At 45.2% G+C, this 14,707-nt stretch carries 13 protein-coding genes and 1 other annotated feature; of the genes, 3 read left to right on the top strand and 10 right to left on the bottom strand.

The window, feature by feature from the left end:
- The first annotated feature begins 3 nt into the window (after window positions 1-3).
- Complete coding sequence (gene ilvA / locus CS921_RS06795; protein ID WP_099222315.1) at window positions 4-1,272, top strand: threonine ammonia-lyase; 1,269 nt, start codon at window positions 4-6, stop codon at window positions 1,270-1,272.
- Window positions 1,273-1,447: 175 nt separating this feature from the next.
- Window positions 1,448-2,167: an acetolactate decarboxylase gene (budA, locus tag CS921_RS06800; RefSeq protein WP_099222316.1), complete on the top strand. Its 720-nt coding sequence runs from the start codon at window positions 1,448-1,450 to the stop codon at window positions 2,165-2,167.
- Between the two features lie 104 nt (window positions 2,168-2,271).
- Here the strand turns inward: budA and CS921_RS06805 are convergent, their stop codons facing one another.
- The 5 genes from CS921_RS06805 to alsS form a co-directional block, all read right to left on the bottom strand.
- Window positions 2,272-3,573 carry a pyrimidine-nucleoside phosphorylase gene (locus CS921_RS06805; protein WP_099222317.1) on the bottom strand — a complete coding sequence of 434 codons (1,302 nt, stop codon included), beginning with the start codon at window positions 3,571-3,573 and terminating at the stop codon, window positions 2,272-2,274.
- A gap of 81 nt (window positions 3,574-3,654) precedes the next feature.
- Window positions 3,655-4,680 carry a LacI family DNA-binding transcriptional regulator gene (locus tag CS921_RS06810; RefSeq protein ID WP_099222318.1) on the bottom strand — a complete coding sequence of 342 codons (1,026 nt, stop codon included), beginning with the start codon at window positions 4,678-4,680 and terminating at the stop codon, window positions 3,655-3,657.
- Window positions 4,681-4,751: 71 nt separating this feature from the next.
- Entirely contained in the window at window positions 4,752-5,414 is a 663-nt protein-coding gene (gene deoC / locus CS921_RS06815; protein ID WP_099222319.1) for a deoxyribose-phosphate aldolase, read from the bottom strand.
- 72 nt (window positions 5,415-5,486) lie between these two features.
- Complete coding sequence (locus CS921_RS06820) at window positions 5,487-6,167, bottom strand: hypothetical protein (protein WP_099222320.1); 681 nt, start codon at window positions 6,165-6,167, stop codon at window positions 5,487-5,489.
- Window positions 6,168-6,244: 77 nt separating this feature from the next.
- Window positions 6,245-7,927 carry an acetolactate synthase AlsS gene (gene alsS / locus CS921_RS06825; RefSeq protein WP_099222321.1) on the bottom strand — a complete coding sequence of 561 codons (1,683 nt, stop codon included), beginning with the start codon at window positions 7,925-7,927 and terminating at the stop codon, window positions 6,245-6,247.
- A 265-nt stretch (window positions 7,928-8,192) separates the two neighbouring features.
- Here alsS and CS921_RS06830 point away from each other — a divergent pair, with 265 nt between their 5' ends.
- Window positions 8,193-8,546 carry a hypothetical protein gene (locus CS921_RS06830; protein WP_099222322.1) on the top strand — a complete coding sequence of 118 codons (354 nt, stop codon included), beginning with the start codon at window positions 8,193-8,195 and terminating at the stop codon, window positions 8,544-8,546.
- Window positions 8,547-8,651: 105 nt separating this feature from the next.
- Here CS921_RS06830 and cspB read toward each other — a convergent pair whose 3' ends face one another.
- From cspB to CS921_RS06855, 5 genes are all read right to left on the bottom strand, one after another.
- On the bottom strand, window positions 8,652-8,852 hold the full coding sequence (cspB, locus tag CS921_RS06835; protein ID WP_099222323.1) for a cold-shock protein CspB: 201 nt from the start codon (window positions 8,850-8,852) through the stop codon (window positions 8,652-8,654).
- Window positions 8,853-9,192: 340 nt separating this feature from the next.
- Window positions 9,193-9,888, bottom strand: a complete 696-nt coding sequence (locus tag CS921_RS06840; protein WP_099222324.1) for a phosphatase PAP2 family protein — start codon at window positions 9,886-9,888, stop codon at window positions 9,193-9,195.
- A gap of 15 nt (window positions 9,889-9,903) precedes the next feature.
- Entirely contained in the window at window positions 9,904-10,899 is a 996-nt protein-coding gene (dapF, locus tag CS921_RS06845; protein ID WP_099222325.1) for a diaminopimelate epimerase, read from the bottom strand.
- A gap of 119 nt (window positions 10,900-11,018) precedes the next feature.
- Window positions 11,019-13,778, bottom strand: coding sequence for an isoleucine--tRNA ligase (gene ileS / locus CS921_RS06850; RefSeq protein ID WP_099222326.1), 2,760 nt, complete (start codon window positions 13,776-13,778; stop codon window positions 11,019-11,021).
- Between the two features lie 127 nt (window positions 13,779-13,905).
- Window positions 13,906-14,128, bottom strand: a binding site (T-box leader).
- Entirely contained in the window at window positions 14,125-14,658 is a 534-nt protein-coding gene (locus tag CS921_RS06855; RefSeq protein ID WP_099222327.1) for a DivIVA domain-containing protein, read from the bottom strand. (Overlaps the previous feature by 4 nt.)
- Between the last annotated feature and the right edge of the window lie 49 nt (window positions 14,659-14,707).

The raw sequence follows: 14,707 nt of genomic DNA on the forward strand, positions 1-14,707 counted from the left end.
AAAGTGGAATTAGTGGACTTACTTGTAACAAAAGAAGAGGTTGAAAAAGCCTATGCGGTGCTGAAACCAATCGTCAAACATACCCCACTTCAATATGACTACTACTTATCGCAAAAGTATCATTGTCATGTATACCTAAAACGGGAAGACTTGCAGTGGGTGCGGTCATTCAAGCTGCGCGGTGCCTATTATGCGATCGCCTCCCTTGAAAAGGCTGTTCTGGCAAAAGGTGTTACATGCGCCAGTGCTGGCAATCATGCGCAAGGGGTCGCCTACACCTGTCAAAAAATGCAGGTCAAAGCCACCATCTTCATGCCGACAACGACACCGCAGCAAAAAATCTCGCAAGTCCAGTTTTTCGGCGGTGAATATGCAGAAGTGATTCTGACGGGCGATACCTTTGATGCTTCAGCCGCGGCGGCCAAACAGTATTCAGCTGATCATGGTACAACTTTCATCGCGCCATTTGACGACCCGGCGATCATTGCCGGCCAAGGCTCACTAGCTGTCGAGATGCTACATGATATGAACCGCGAAAAAGTGCAGGCTGACTATTGCTTTGCAGCAGTGGGCGGCGGCGGACTGATTGCCGGTGTGGCCAGTTATCTGAAAGCGGTCAGCCCCATCACCAAAATCATCGGTGTCGAGCCGGCCGGTGCCCCGTCAATGACCCGCTCACTGGAATCAGGCCATGTTGTCACACTGCCAGAAATCGATAAATTTGTAGACGGTGCCGCAGTGAAGCAAGTGGGCGATCTGACTTTCCATCATGCCAAGCAGCTGGTCGACGAGATGGTCGAAGTGGCAGAAGGCGAGGTCTGCTCCTCCATTTTGGAACTCTATACAAAGCAGGCCATCGTTGCCGAACCAGCCGGCGCTCTAAGTGTGGCAGCACTGGGTCACTATCTGGAAAAAATCAAAGGAAAAACGGTAATCTGTATCATTAGTGGCGGAAACAATGATATCAACCGGATGCAGGAAATTGAAGAACGTTCACTGCTTTTTGAAGGACTCAAGCATTACTTTATTGTGAATTTCCCGCAACGGCCGGGTGCCTTGAAGGAATTCGTTAATGAGGTGCTGGGGCCGCAAGATGATATTACCAAGTTTGAATATACCAAAAAGGTCAATCGTAATAACGGCCCTGTCATAATCGGCGTGCTACTTCATCAAAAAGACGATTACGAGACACTTCTTGAGAAAATGCGACTTTTCGATCCTTCCTTTATTCCGATCAACGACAACCGCACACTCTATACCTTGCTCGTTTAACACGGAGCCCCTTGCTTGTTTGCAGGGGCTTTTATTTATGTAACAGTTTCCCTCGTTCTTTCAAAACTGTTTTCTTTAGACTTTGTATGTTTTATGCTATAATAAACGGGAATAGAAAAACTGTACTAATCAAAAATACAAATAACGATATAACATATCAAGGAGTGTAAAATAAATGGAATCGAAACGAAAAAATCGACTTTTTCAGCATTCCACCATGGCAGCACTGGTCGGCGGCCTTTTTGGCGGCACCACGACCTTTAAAGATCTGATGAAGCATGGCGATTTAGGTATTGGCACGCTAAACGACTTTGACGGAGAGCTGATCATTGTAGACGGCGAACCTTTCCAAATCCGTGAAGATGGCAAAGCTTATAAAGTAGCGCCTGAAGACACGACACCATATGCAACCGTCACCTACTTTGAGCCTGATGTTCTCTTTAACGTACAAGAAGCGATGACCCGCGAGGCAGTAGAAGAAAAAATCGCCTCCCTCGTCCAAGGTCCGAATGTCTTTTATGCAGTCAAAGTGACAGGAAACTTCAAAGTGGTTGACACCCGCGTTGCCCCTAAACAAAGCCGTCCTTATCCGCCACTGATCGAAGCGGTCAAAACACAGCCAACGTATCATTTTGAATATATTACTGGTACGATTGTTGGTTTCTTCACGCCGAAATACATCAGCGGAATTGGCGTTGCTGGTTACCACATTCATTTTATCGATGATATGCGGAAAATTGGCGGCCACGTGTTCGACTATGAACTCTTGGAAGGGGTCGTCGAAGTGGCTCAACAAACGGAATTTGAGCTTGAATTACCGCAAACCTCCGAATTTCTTCGTAGCGATCTTGGTTCACCAGACATGCTGGAACAAATCGAAGCTGCTGAAAATTAAAAAAAGCGTCTGACTGTTAACGGGGCTCTCCAGAGTGAATGGAGCCGCCGTCAAAAACAGCCGGACGCTTTTTTGCTAGACTAGATTAGGATGAAGATAAAGCCTTACTCTGTAATCACCCGATGGATCAACACAGGTTTTTCAGCATGATCGGAAATGTGGATATTCTGATAGAGTTTTTCCGCCACAGCCTCCACATTCTCCCGATTACTGTAGATTGTCAGGAGCGATTCACCCGCTTCAACCGGATCCCCTACTTTTTTATGCAGCATGAGTCCCACGGCCAAATCGATTTCGTCTTCCTTCGTAGCGCGCCCTGCCCCAAGCAGCATAGCGGCAATTCCCAGTTCATCTGCGACAATTTCAGCCACATAACCGGCTTTTTTCGCTGGCAGTTCTATTTGGAAACGAGCTTGTGGAAGCTTATCAGGCTGGTCTACAACAGAAGCATCGCCGCCTTGATGGGCTAAAAACGATTTGAATTTTTCCAAAGCAGCCCCGTTTTCCATTACGGCAAGCAATTTGGCGCGTGCTTCTGCCAAAGTTTCCGCCTGTTCGGCCAAAACAACCATTTGACTTCCCAGTACGAGAACCAGCTCCGTCAAATCTTCCGGCCCCTCACCACGCAGTGTATCAATCGCTTCTTGAACCTCCAGCGCATTCCCAATCGCAAATCCCAGCGGTTGTGACATATCTGAAATAACCGCCATCGTATTGCGTCCGACACTATTGCCAATTCGCACCATCGCATGCGCCAGTTCTGCTGCATCTTCCTCCGTTTTCATAAAGGCACCAGCACCCGTTTTAACATCCAGTACAATCGCATCGGCACCCGCAGCAATTTTTTTACTCATGATCGAGCTGGCAATCAGCGGAATGGCATTCACCGTTGCCGTAACGTCCCGTAGTGCATACAGTTTTTTATCAGCAGGCGTCAAGTTGCCACTTTGACCCATGACCGCCAGCCCTTCCTTGTTAACCAAATCGATAAAGGCTTCCTTGGTAATCTCCACATGGAAACCATCAATGGACTCCAGCTTGTCGATCGTTCCGCCAGTGTGCCCCAGCCCGCGGCCTGACATTTTCGCGACTGGAACACCAACAGCAGCAACAAGCGGCGCCAAGACTAGCGTTGTCGTATCACCAACACCACCAGTCGAATGCTTGTCCACTTTGATGCCATGGATGGCCGACAGATCGATCGTCTCGCCCGAATGGACCATCGCCATGGTCATATCCGCCCGCTCCTGATCTGTCATATCTTCAAAATAGATAGCCATTAGCAGCGCGCTGACTTGATAATCCGGTATCTCACCTTTCGTATATCCATCAATGAAAAATTGAATTTCAGCAGTTGTTAACTCGCCGCCATCTCTTTTTTTGGCAATCAGATCGACCATTCTCACCTTCAACACTCCTTTTTGTTATCGGTTTCATTTAGAAGTAAACCGTTTTACTTTAACCAGAAAAGTATGATTACACACTCACTATACGTTACTTTTCTGCTGACTGTCAATTCTTTTCGTACTGCCCCGCTCGATTAGTGTCAAATCCAGCTCGCAGTTGCCCATTTTTTCTTCAGGATGCTCAATTTTACGCAACAAAAATTGGGCTGCAATCTCGCCCAACTGATAGATCGGCTGGCGAATGGTTGTCAGAGGTGGTGTCATAAACTCGGATAATTCAATATCATCAAACCCGATGACAGACAGATCATCTGGAACCCGTTTGCCGCATTCAAGTGCCGCCCGATAAGCTCCAACAGCCATCAAATCATTCGTTGCAAACAGTGCCGTAATCTCCGTTTTCATTAAAGCATGCGTTGCCTGATAACCGCCTTCCATCGTCTGATCACCACTTGTGATCCACTCCTGCTTCACGGTTATCCCATAGTCGCGCATACACGCCTTATAGCCCTCAAACCGCTCGAAAACATTGTAAAAACTAGCATCAGCAATAATGATGCCAATCGCCCGATGCCCCAGCTCGATCAAGTGCTTGGTTGCCATGTAACCGCCCTCATAGTCATCGACAGCAATCCGCCCTTCCTTCTGTTCATTCCGTTGACGGTCAAGCAGAATAAAGGGCTTGTTTTTTCCACGAAGCCGCTCGAAAACTTGTGAGGCTAAAATGTTCGGACTCGCAATGATCAGCCCGTCGACCGCCCGATGCAAGAGCTCCTCGACATATTGATCTTCACGTTCCTTGTCATTCGACGTATTGCAAAGCATAATCATATACTCATAGCGGTTCAAATAATCCTCCGCCCCTTTGACCATTTGTGAAAAAAAGGCGTCGGTTACCTGTGGCACAATCATGCCGATTGTATTGGTATGACTAGTGATCATATTCTTCGCAAAAAAGTTCGGTTTATAGGCCATTTCTTTAGCCGTTTCGAGTACCCGCTTTTTCGTTGCCTCACTGAAACGGTCTCCCTTACCATTCAGGATCTGCGAAATCGCCGTGATCGAAACGCCGGTTTTTTCTGCAATTTCACGAATTGTGACGCTCAAAAAAACACCCCATTCCCCTGTATCTCCCCATCAGTTTTATCAAAAGAATAAAGCACTAGAGAGGCTTTTAATCAATAATCCGCGTCGCTTTTTTCACCAGAAACGATGGCTACTCCCGCACTCGCACCAATTCGCGAGGCACCCGCTTCGATCATTGCCAGCACATCTTCTTTTGTCCGAACGCCGCCTGATGCTTTCACACCAATATCTGGCCCAACTGTTTGGCGCATTTTCGCAATATCAGCAGCCGTGGCACCGCCTGTCGAAAAACCAGTGGATGTTTTGACAAAATCGGCTCCAGCTTTAACCGCAAGCTCACAAGCACGAACTTTTTCCTCATCCGTTAAAAGACAAGTTTCAATAATAACTTTGACAAGGGTTCCGTTTGCCGCTTCAACAACTGCTCGAATATCCGCTTCAACAAGCGTATCGTCCCCGTCCTTCAAAGCACCAATATTAATGACCATATCAACTTCTGTCGCGCCATTTTCGATAGCATCTTTCGTTTCAAACGCTTTGACAGCCGAAGTATTCGCACCAAGCGGGAATCCAATCACCGTACAAACCTCTACGTCTGTGCCGGCCAGTTCTTCCTTACAAAGACTAACCCACGTTGGATTCACACAAACAGACGCAAAACCATATTCCTTCGCCTCTTTGGTCAATTGTAAAATTTGAGCCTTTGTTGTATCCGGCTTAAGCGCCGTATGATCGATCATTTTTGCAATATTCATTTTCACACTCTCCTCCTTCTCCCTTATTGTAGTTGATTCACTCTGCTCTGTAAACCAAAATCTGCTTGCAGTTTAATCAATTGGAATCCCCGCTAAATATGCATATTTCAAAATATCTGCCCCGTAAAATTCATTGTGCATCACATCGATAACCTCCGCCGATACAAGCTCCTTATAAAACGCCCGCGCCCGCTGTTCGTATGGTAACTCTCCAAGCCAGTTTTGCAGATAAGCGATCGCATCTTCCCTTTTACCATACACAAGAAAATAAGGAAAACTCAAACGGCAATCTTTCTGTTCCCTAAAAAAGTGCAGCCCTTTATCCGCCTCTTCAAAATGCGCTAAAAACGGCAAGACTTTCTCTTCAAGTAAGCGACTGATCCTTAGCACCGTCCGCATTTGTGTCATTCGCGAAAAAGTGATCGACTGATTGCCGCCAGCAGTTGGGAAATCCTCAGAAAGCGCCCCGTGGAAACAAATCCCTTGCGCAACGGTTTTCCCCAGAATTTCCCGTTCATATGTTTGTACACTCTTAGAAGAAACGACCACACGCGGATCAATGACCACTGCGTTCGGCATATTATAATGACTAGAACCAAAATAGATTTCAAACGTAAAATCCTTATCCACTGACCTGTATTTCATGATTTGCCCTTTTTGAATGACTTTAAAATGCTGGAAAGCCGGCCGAGCCGCAATCTCTCGGCAAGTCTCCAAAAAAAGTTCTCTCGGTTTCCGTTGTTCGTCTGTCATTTTTGCTGCTCCTTCCGCTTAAAAATAATTCCTATTATAACATAAAAAAAGAGGCCCCCGAAGAGCCCCTCTTTTGCTTAATAAAATTGATCCGGCAAAAGTGTTTCGCCTAATTTGACATTATCCCGATAATCGATTGGAATATCGACCACCACTGGTCCCTCCGATTGAAGCGCCTCTTTCAACACATCTGCCAGCTGATCTGGGGACTCAACCCGCAGACCTTTCGCGCCAAAGCTTTCCGCATATTTGACAAAATCAACGCCGCCAAAACGAACAGCAGCTTCTCGGCCGTATTTCATTTTTTGCTGGAAGGCCACCATGTCGTAGCTGCCGTCATTCCAGATCAAGTGAACAAGCGGAATACGCAGACGGACAGCCGTTTCAAGTTCCATTGCGGAGAAAAGGAAGCCGCCATCTCCTGAAATCGACACCACCTTTTCGCCAGGACGAACAAGTCCCGCCGCGATCCCCCACGGAAGCGCAACTCCAAGCGTCTGCATTCCATTACTGAACAGCAAACGGCGCGGCTCATAGGAGCGGAAATGCCGAGCCATCCAAATGTAATGCGAACCTACATCCACGGTCACCGTCACATTATCGTCCACTTGGGAACGCAGCTCTTGAATAACAGAAAGCGGGTGCACAAGCCCAGTTTCATCAGGTTCCGGCGGATTGTCCCGCAATTCGAGCTGCTCACGAAGGCCGTTCAAAATCTCCAGCTCCTCGTCCGCCAGTTCCAGCCCGCCAAATTTGGCATTGATACGGTCAAGCGTCAAGGCAATATTGCCGACAAGCTCTGTCACCGGTTGATAATAATGGTCGATATCCGCCAAAATATCATCAATATGGACAATCGTTCTGTCTCCCGATGCATTCCAGCTTTTCGGATCATATTCAATTGGGTCATAGCCGACTGTGATGACAAGATCCGCCTTGCTTAGCAGAATGTCCCCCGGCTGATTCCGAAACAAACCAACCCGACCGAAGAAGTTTTCCTCTAAGTCGCGCGAAATCACACCAGCCGCTTGGAAAGTCTCGACAACTGGGATGCTTGTTTTTTGGAGCAGGCGACGGATCGCACTTGTAATCTCCGGACTGCTGGCACGCATGCCTAGAAGGAGGACGGGCAGTTTGGCTTTTTTCAAACGGCTCACCAGTTTGGCTACTTGTTCCTTGGAAGCTGGACCATTTTCAGGTCGCGCAAGAGGCCGAATCGCTTTGACTGGCACATTTTCCTCATTGACAATATCTTGTGGCAGACTGACAAAAGCAGCCCCTTGGCGAGACTCAGTAGCCGCACGAAAAGCATTGGTAATCGCTTCTGGGACGCTTTCCGCATGCACCACTTCTTCACTGTATTTTGTGATTGGTGTAAACAGCGCCGCATTATCCATCGACTGGTGGGTTCTTTTCAGGCGGTCTGAGCGGCCAACATTTCCGGCCAGCGCGACGACTGGATCCCCTTCTGCCGTTGCTGTCACCAGTCCAGTGGCTAAATTGGAAGCCCCCGGTCCGCTTGTTACCATGACAACACCTGGTTTTCCTGTCAAACGACCAATTGCCGCAGCCATAAATGCAGCATTTTGCTCATGACGGCTGACAATAAGCTCTGGTCCTCGATCTTCCAACACATCAAACACCTTGTCAATTTTTGCACCGGGTATTCCGAAAACATGGGTCACACCTTGATTAATCAAACTATCTACAACAAGATCTGCGCCTGATTTTGTTTGTTCATCTTTTTTCATCCTGATCATCCTTGTATTATATATTTTTATATTTCAATTGATACAGTTTTATCTGACATTCTTTATTATACATCATATCCTTGTTAATTCAAGAAAAAAGTTTCAAAATCTGTTATATAAATAAATAAAAACTGTTATATTTTTATAAACGTTTCCACACCGTTCTCTCGCCTTCTGAAAGCTGTTTTGCGCTCTTTTTCACAATCGATTTTATTCCCAATATTTATAAATCGGTTATACTAGAATTATATCATTCTTTGAAAAGGAGAAAGTGATGAAAAAATTGACGGGCATACTTTTGCTGATCACAGGATGTTTAGGCGTTGTGGAAGAAGTTATCTATTACCTGTCTCCACAAATGATTGAAAACTTTAATATCTTTAACTTCTCTAGCGAATTGACTATTCTAGCTGGCTTTCTCGACAGCATACTATTGATTTTTGCAGGGATCGTCTTTTTAATCAACCGAGAAAATCATTCCTTTTTATTATTCCTAGCGATTATTGCTACTTTATTCGTGGCCATCCTCGGCTTATTTTTCGCCAATTCCTATTCATCGTTTCATATTCGCCCTGCCATCGGGCTACTCGGCTTCCTCGTCGGACTGTTCTATTATACAAAATATTAAAAACCACCCTTCCCTACGAAAAAAGTGCAGAGTCGCAAAATAAGTTTTACGATTCCACGCCTTTCTCTCAGGAAAAGTGGTTTTTCGATCGTCGCCTCTTTACAATTAAAGTTTTACAACTTTATCTGCTTGTGGGCCACGTTGACCTTCAACGATTTCGAATTCTACGCTTTGACCTTCGTCAAGTGTTTTGAACCCTTCGCCTTCGATAGCGCTGAAATGTACGAATACATCGTCGCCGCCTTCTACTTCGATAAAGCCAAAACCTTTTTCACCGTTGAACCATTTTACTGTACCTGTTTGCATGTTTCACAAACCTCCAAAAATTTTTCTAATATGTTCCTTTCTTCCAAAACATGGTCGTGCAAGCAACAACAAACACCCCATTATTTCCACAAAAAAATTCACATATTATAAAAAGTATTCAAATGATAGAGCCGGAATACCCTTTATAACATGTGAATATTCTTTTCCGCTTTCTTCCAAGCTTCAAACCTATTTTCTTATCAACATCTTTATCATACTCTCAAACATTTAGAAAATCAAGCAAAAAAAGCGTTACGTTTACATTTTATTTTTTCAAAAAATTCATTCTGATTTAGCATAAAAAAATGCGAAAAGCCACGATGACTTTCCGCATTTTCACTTATTCTACAATACTCTTATCATTGATTCGCCATTTTCGCAATAATTGATGCAGAGGTTTTCTGACTAGGAAGTACACGCCACTTGAAATAAAGATCGAAGCGATTCCGAACAAGAAGCCACCTAGCACATCGGTTGGATAATGCACCCCTAAATAAACCCGGGAATACATAATGAAGAAAATCATCGCTAGACCGAGAGCCCCGACCACGATTTTCTGCCACATTTTGCGGACTGTAAAAATTAAAAACAACGCCGCCAGTCCATAAAAGACCGTCGTGGCTGTCGCGTGACCGCTCGGGAAACTGAAACCCGACTCATCGATCAGCCAATTTTTTTGTGGCGGGCGACTCCGTTCAACAAAATGTTTCAACAAATAGTTCATCACGACACCACAAAATAGAATCGTGCCGCCAAACCAAAGCCCCACAACGAATTTACGTAAAACAAATAATACAATGACCACAATGATGGTCATCACAATAATATACTCTGCTGAGCCGAAATTAGTCAGAAAGTCGATCATGGTCGTCGCACTTGCGTGAATGCTGCCACGAATCCGTTCAATCCAGCTTAAATCAAATTTGGCCACCCAGCTTTTCTCAGAAGCTACTGAAAAAGCCTCAATAATAAATAGTAAAAGTGCAAATCCGCCCACTACTAAAAGCGGCATTGCTTTTTTTCGATTTGTCTCCATCTTCGTCTCCTTTTTTTACGCCTGATTTTCAGCTAAAAATTGTTTGACTTCCTCTACCATTTGCTGGTAACGTTCCTCTTCATCCGTCTGCTCCTGCTGAAGAATTTCAATGCCTGTTTCCGGTTCATAGGAAATGGTTCCTGTCGCTGTGAAGGTGGCATTCCCAATGAGCGTAATCTGATATTGATCCGTTTGCGCGTCATGAGAAGCTTTCACTTTCACACGACCGCCATCGTTATATACGTCAAGCAACGTTTCCAGTTTATCATGGTCCAGCAATTTTTTAATCAGACTCGAGGCTGACATCGCCGTTCCGCAGGCATTGGTAAAACCTACACCGCGTTCGTAAGTTCGCACAAAAATCGCCTGATCCGTCAAGCGGCTCACAAAGCTGACATTGACACCGTCAGGAAAATAGGGATTCTCTCCATTTAAATAACGGGCAATTTTTTCCTGCTTGCCACTCGCCAGCGTCTCTTGATCCACAAAGCTGACAAGATGTGGATTAGGAACAGCAAGGGCAGAAAAATGAAGCTCCGGATCAATTTCCGGTAGCAGCTCGTCAAATAGTTGTCCTTGATGATGAAAAGGAAGGGCTTCCGGCGCAAACAAAACCGGTGAAATCTCCACTTCAAAAGTAGGAATGGCATAACCAAGCGATTCCCCTTCTGCCACTTCAAGGGTTGCTTTCATCGTTTCCACTTTCGCACGATTTTGTCCCGTTTCCTCCAGTAGATAGCGCGCAACCGTCCGCAAGCCGTTGCCACACATAGAAGCCTCCGTCCCGTCCGCATTAAAAACTCGCATTTTGCCGATCGCCTGCTCGCTTTCCGCTGCACTAACATATAAGACGCCATCCGCTCCGCCAAGCTCCGCGTCACGCGCTGTAATCATTTCAGCAAATGCCCGTCTTTCCTCGTCACGCCAAGCGGTCAATTGATTGTGGCGTTCATCGATAATAAAAAAATCATTTTGCGAGCCATGTACTTTGATAAATTCGATTTTCACAATGTCTCCCTCTTCCGTGTGATTTTTCTTATTGTAACAAAAAATTTTTCAAGAAGCAAAAAGCCTGCCAAAGCAAGAAAAAGACTGCGCCCTCTTTAGAAAAGCGCAGCCCTTTGTTGTTTTTAATAGTGTTCTTTCACAATCGTCGCACAGCGTCCGCAAAGTGTCGGATGATCAGGATCCGTCCCAACATCTTTTTTCACGACACGGCAGCGTTCACAGGTTTCCCCTTCTGCTACCGAAATGCTCACTGCCACATGCTCATTCTTGACAGCATTTTCAGGTGCTTTATCAAGGCCTTGAATCATTTCAAAATCCGAAACGATAAACAACTGGGCAAAGTCGCCTTCCAGTGATTCAAACAAGGCGGTAGCTTCTTCATCTGCATAAAGAGTCACTTTTGCCAGCATCGATTTACCGATCAGTTTTTCATTTCGTGCTTCTTCTAAAGCTTTTTGCACGACGTCACGCACTTTCATAAAGGCGTCCCATTTTGTTTCCAGCGCCTCTGAACCGGCAAATGTCGCTGCTTCAGGCAGATCTTGCAGATGGATACTATCAGTTTCTTCCCCGTTCAAATGATGCCATACTTCTTCTGTTGTATGCGGCAAAATTGGTGCGAGTAGCTTCGTCAACGCATCTGCACAAGCATAGAACACCGTTTGCATCGCACGACGGTCATGGCTGTCAGCTGCCTCGATATAGACAACATCCTTGGCAAAGTCCATATAGAACTGGCTAAGCTCGACTGTACAGAAATTATTGACTTGATGATAGATTGTTGAAAATTCAAATGTCTCATAGCTATTGCGTACCGTCTCGATCAAACGGTTCAATTTAATTAGCAGATACTGGTCTACTTCTCGAAGATCCGCGTAAGCCACCCGATCAGCAGCTGGATTGAAATCACTCACATTTCCAAGCAGGAAGCGCATCGTGTTACGGATTTTCCGGTAAACTTCCGACACCTGTTTCAAGATGTCATCACTAACCCGCACATCGGCTTGATAGTCAACAGATGCAACCCATAAACGAACGATATCTGCACCAAGCTGGTTGATGATTTTACTAGGCAAGATCGTATTGCCCAGTGATTTACTCATTTTGCGGCCTTCACCATCCATTGTAAAACCGTGGCTAAGCACATTGCGGTAAGGCGCTTGTCCCATGACAGCCACACCCGTTGTTAGCGATGAGTTAAACCAACCGCGGTACTGGTCGGAACCTTCCATATATAGATCAGCCGGATAGCTGAGTTCAGGACGGCTGTTCAAAACGGCTTGGTGGCTGGATCCTGAATCGAACCACACGTCCATGATGTCATTTTCTTTTGTAAATTCGCCGTTTGGACTGCCCGGATGTGTAAATCCTTCTGGCAGCAATTCCTTGGCTTCTTTTTCAAACCAGATATTTGAACCGTGTTCACGGAAAAGATCGGCAATATGCGTGATCGTTTCGTCTGTGATGATCGGCTCACCATTTTCCGCATAGAAGATCGGCAGCGGAACGCCCCATGCTCTTTGACGCGAAATGACCCAATCGCCACGGTCACGAACCATATTGTAAAGGCGCGTTTCACCCCATGCCGGCGTCCAAGTCACATCTTGCACGGCATTTAAAAGATCATCGCGGAACTTGTCGATCGATGCAAACCATTGCGGTGTTGCCCGGAAAATCACTGGTTTTTTCGTCCGCCAGTCATGTGGATACGAGTGCGTAATAAATTCCATATGCAATAAAGCGCCACACTCTTTCAATTTCTCTGTGACAACTTTATTGGCATCATCATAAAACATACCTTCAAAGCCTGGTGCTTCTTCCGTAAAGACACCTCTATCGTTCAGCGGTGCCAGAATTTCAAGATCATATTTTTTGCCGACCAGATAGTCATCTTCCCCGTGTCCAGGTGCTGTATGGACTGCCCCAGTACCTGCTTCAGCTGTCGCATGATCCCCATTAATCACAAGTGAATCACGGTCATAAAGCGGGTGCTTCGTTACCACATATTCAAGCTCAGATCCGCGCAACGTTTTTTCCACTACCGCATCTTCCCAGTGGAAAGTTTCTTTCAAACCGGCAAGCAGTGCTTCTGCCACTACATATTTCACACCAGCCACATTGACCACAACATACGTCAGTTCAGGATTGACCGTGATCGCCATGTTGGCAGGAATTGTCCAAGGTGTCGTCGTCCAGATCACAATTTTCGTACCTGGTTCCAGCACATCTTTTCCATCTGTTACATCAAATGCCACAAAAATAGAGGCAGACTTTTTATCGTGATATTCAATTTCGGCTTCTGCCAAGGCTGATTCACTGGAAGGCGACCAGTAGACCGGTTTTTTCCCTTTGTAGATATAGCCTTTTTTCGCCATTTCACCAAAAACTTTCACTTGTTCCGCTTCATAATCTGGTGTCAGCGTAATATATGGATTTTCCCAATCACCGTTCACACCGAGGCGTTTAAAGCCGGTACGTTGAAGATCCACTTGCTTATAGGCATATTCAGCACAAAGCTTGCGGAATTCTGCCACAGACATTTCTTTCCGTTTAACGCCTTTTTTTGCCAGCGCTGTTTCAATTGGCAAACCGTGCGTGTCCCAACCAGGTACATACGGTGAACGGAAGCCGGCCATCGATTTATAGCGAACGATAAAGTCTTTAATCGTCTTGTTCATGGCATGCCCCATATGCAGTTCTCCATTCGCATACGGCGGTCCATCATGCAGGATATAAGTTTTACGCCCTGCATTTTTTTCTTGGATTTTGTGATAAAGGTCTTCTTTTTCCCATTTCGCTTGCCATTCAGGCTCCTTATTTGGCAAATTGCCGCGCATTGGGAAGGCCGTTTTCGGCATGAGTAAGGTTTCTTTGTATTCCATTTTGACGCTCCTCTACTTATTGGTTTTATTGAAGTTTCATTTTAAATAGGCTCATAGGCTTCATTTCATAGCAATAACTGCCGTCACTCGTTTTCTACTAACACCAACAAAAAAATCCCCTCCCCAAAAAAGGGACGAGATTTATCGCGGTACCACCCTTGTTGACAACTTCTGAAAAAAATTGCCCACTTCGGCCCGTTAACGCCTGGTACGCCAATGCTTACTAAAAATTCAGCATCAGAACTATTCGAGTGATTTCGTCTTTTCATCAGATTACTGGTCTCACACCATCACCAGTTCGCTTTCATCTGTCTTAGAAAAAACTACTTGTCTCGTTTCACTGTTTTTAATCGTTATTAGATTCCTTGGCTTCATCATGAAATTCTTTGATACTGGAAAGCTCCGTCGCATCCACATCATATTCCATCATTTGCTGCCAGTCATCACTTTTAATGAGGTCCATTTGCGCTTCTACAAGCATCCGCAGTCTCTCACGGAAAACTTTAGATTGACGCTTCAAGTCCTCAATTTCAATCGCAATTTTGCGTGCTTTGGAAAGCGAATCGCTCAAAATCCGGTCAGCATTTTTTTCAGCTTCACGAATAATCAGCTTAGCTTCCTTGTCAGCAGATTGTTTTACTTCTTCAGCGGCTGTTTGCGCAACGATCAACGATTTATTTAGTGTTTCTTCAATATTCGTAAAATGTCCCAAGCGCTCTTCACTATTGTTCAGTGTATCTTCAAGCCGCTTTTTCTCTTTAATGACTTGTTCATAGTCCTTAATGATCTGATCAAGGAAATCATTTACCTCATCCTCATCATAACCTCTAAAACCACGGGTAAATTCTTTATTATGTATGTCCAGTGGAGATAATGGCATAATTACACCTCCGTATGATTTTTAGAAAATAAATCCGAAAAATGATTTA

It is taken from the genome of Listeria costaricensis (assembly GCF_900183385.1).
In the GTDB taxonomy this organism is placed as follows: Bacteria; Bacillota; Bacilli; order Lactobacillales; family Listeriaceae; genus Listeria; species Listeria costaricensis.

Excerpts from the sequence above, each read along its gene's own strand:
- deoC (WP_099222319.1), bottom strand. The coding sequence starts at position 5,414 with ATGAATATTGCAAAAATGATCGATCATACGGCGCTTAAGCCGGATACA.
- cspB (WP_099222323.1), bottom strand. The coding sequence starts at position 8,852 with ATGCAAACAGGTACAGTAAAATGGTTCAACGGTGAAAAAGGTTTTGGC.
- CS921_RS06830 (WP_099222322.1), top strand. The coding sequence starts at position 8,193 with ATGAAAAAATTGACGGGCATACTTTTGCTGATCACAGGATGTTTAGGC.
- budA (WP_099222316.1), top strand. The coding sequence starts at position 1,448 with ATGGAATCGAAACGAAAAAATCGACTTTTTCAGCATTCCACCATGGCA.
- CS921_RS06840 (WP_099222324.1), bottom strand. The coding sequence starts at position 9,888 with ATGGAGACAAATCGAAAAAAAGCAATGCCGCTTTTAGTAGTGGGCGGA.
- alsS (WP_099222321.1), bottom strand. The coding sequence starts at position 7,927 with ATGATCAGGATGAAAAAAGATGAACAAACAAAATCAGGCGCAGATCTT.
- CS921_RS06855 (WP_099222327.1), bottom strand. The coding sequence starts at position 14,658 with ATGCCATTATCTCCACTGGACATACATAATAAAGAATTTACCCGTGGT.
- ileS (WP_099222326.1), bottom strand. The coding sequence starts at position 13,778 with ATGGAATACAAAGAAACCTTACTCATGCCGAAAACGGCCTTCCCAATG.
- CS921_RS06820 (WP_099222320.1), bottom strand. The coding sequence starts at position 6,167 with ATGACAGACGAACAACGGAAACCGAGAGAACTTTTTTTGGAGACTTGC.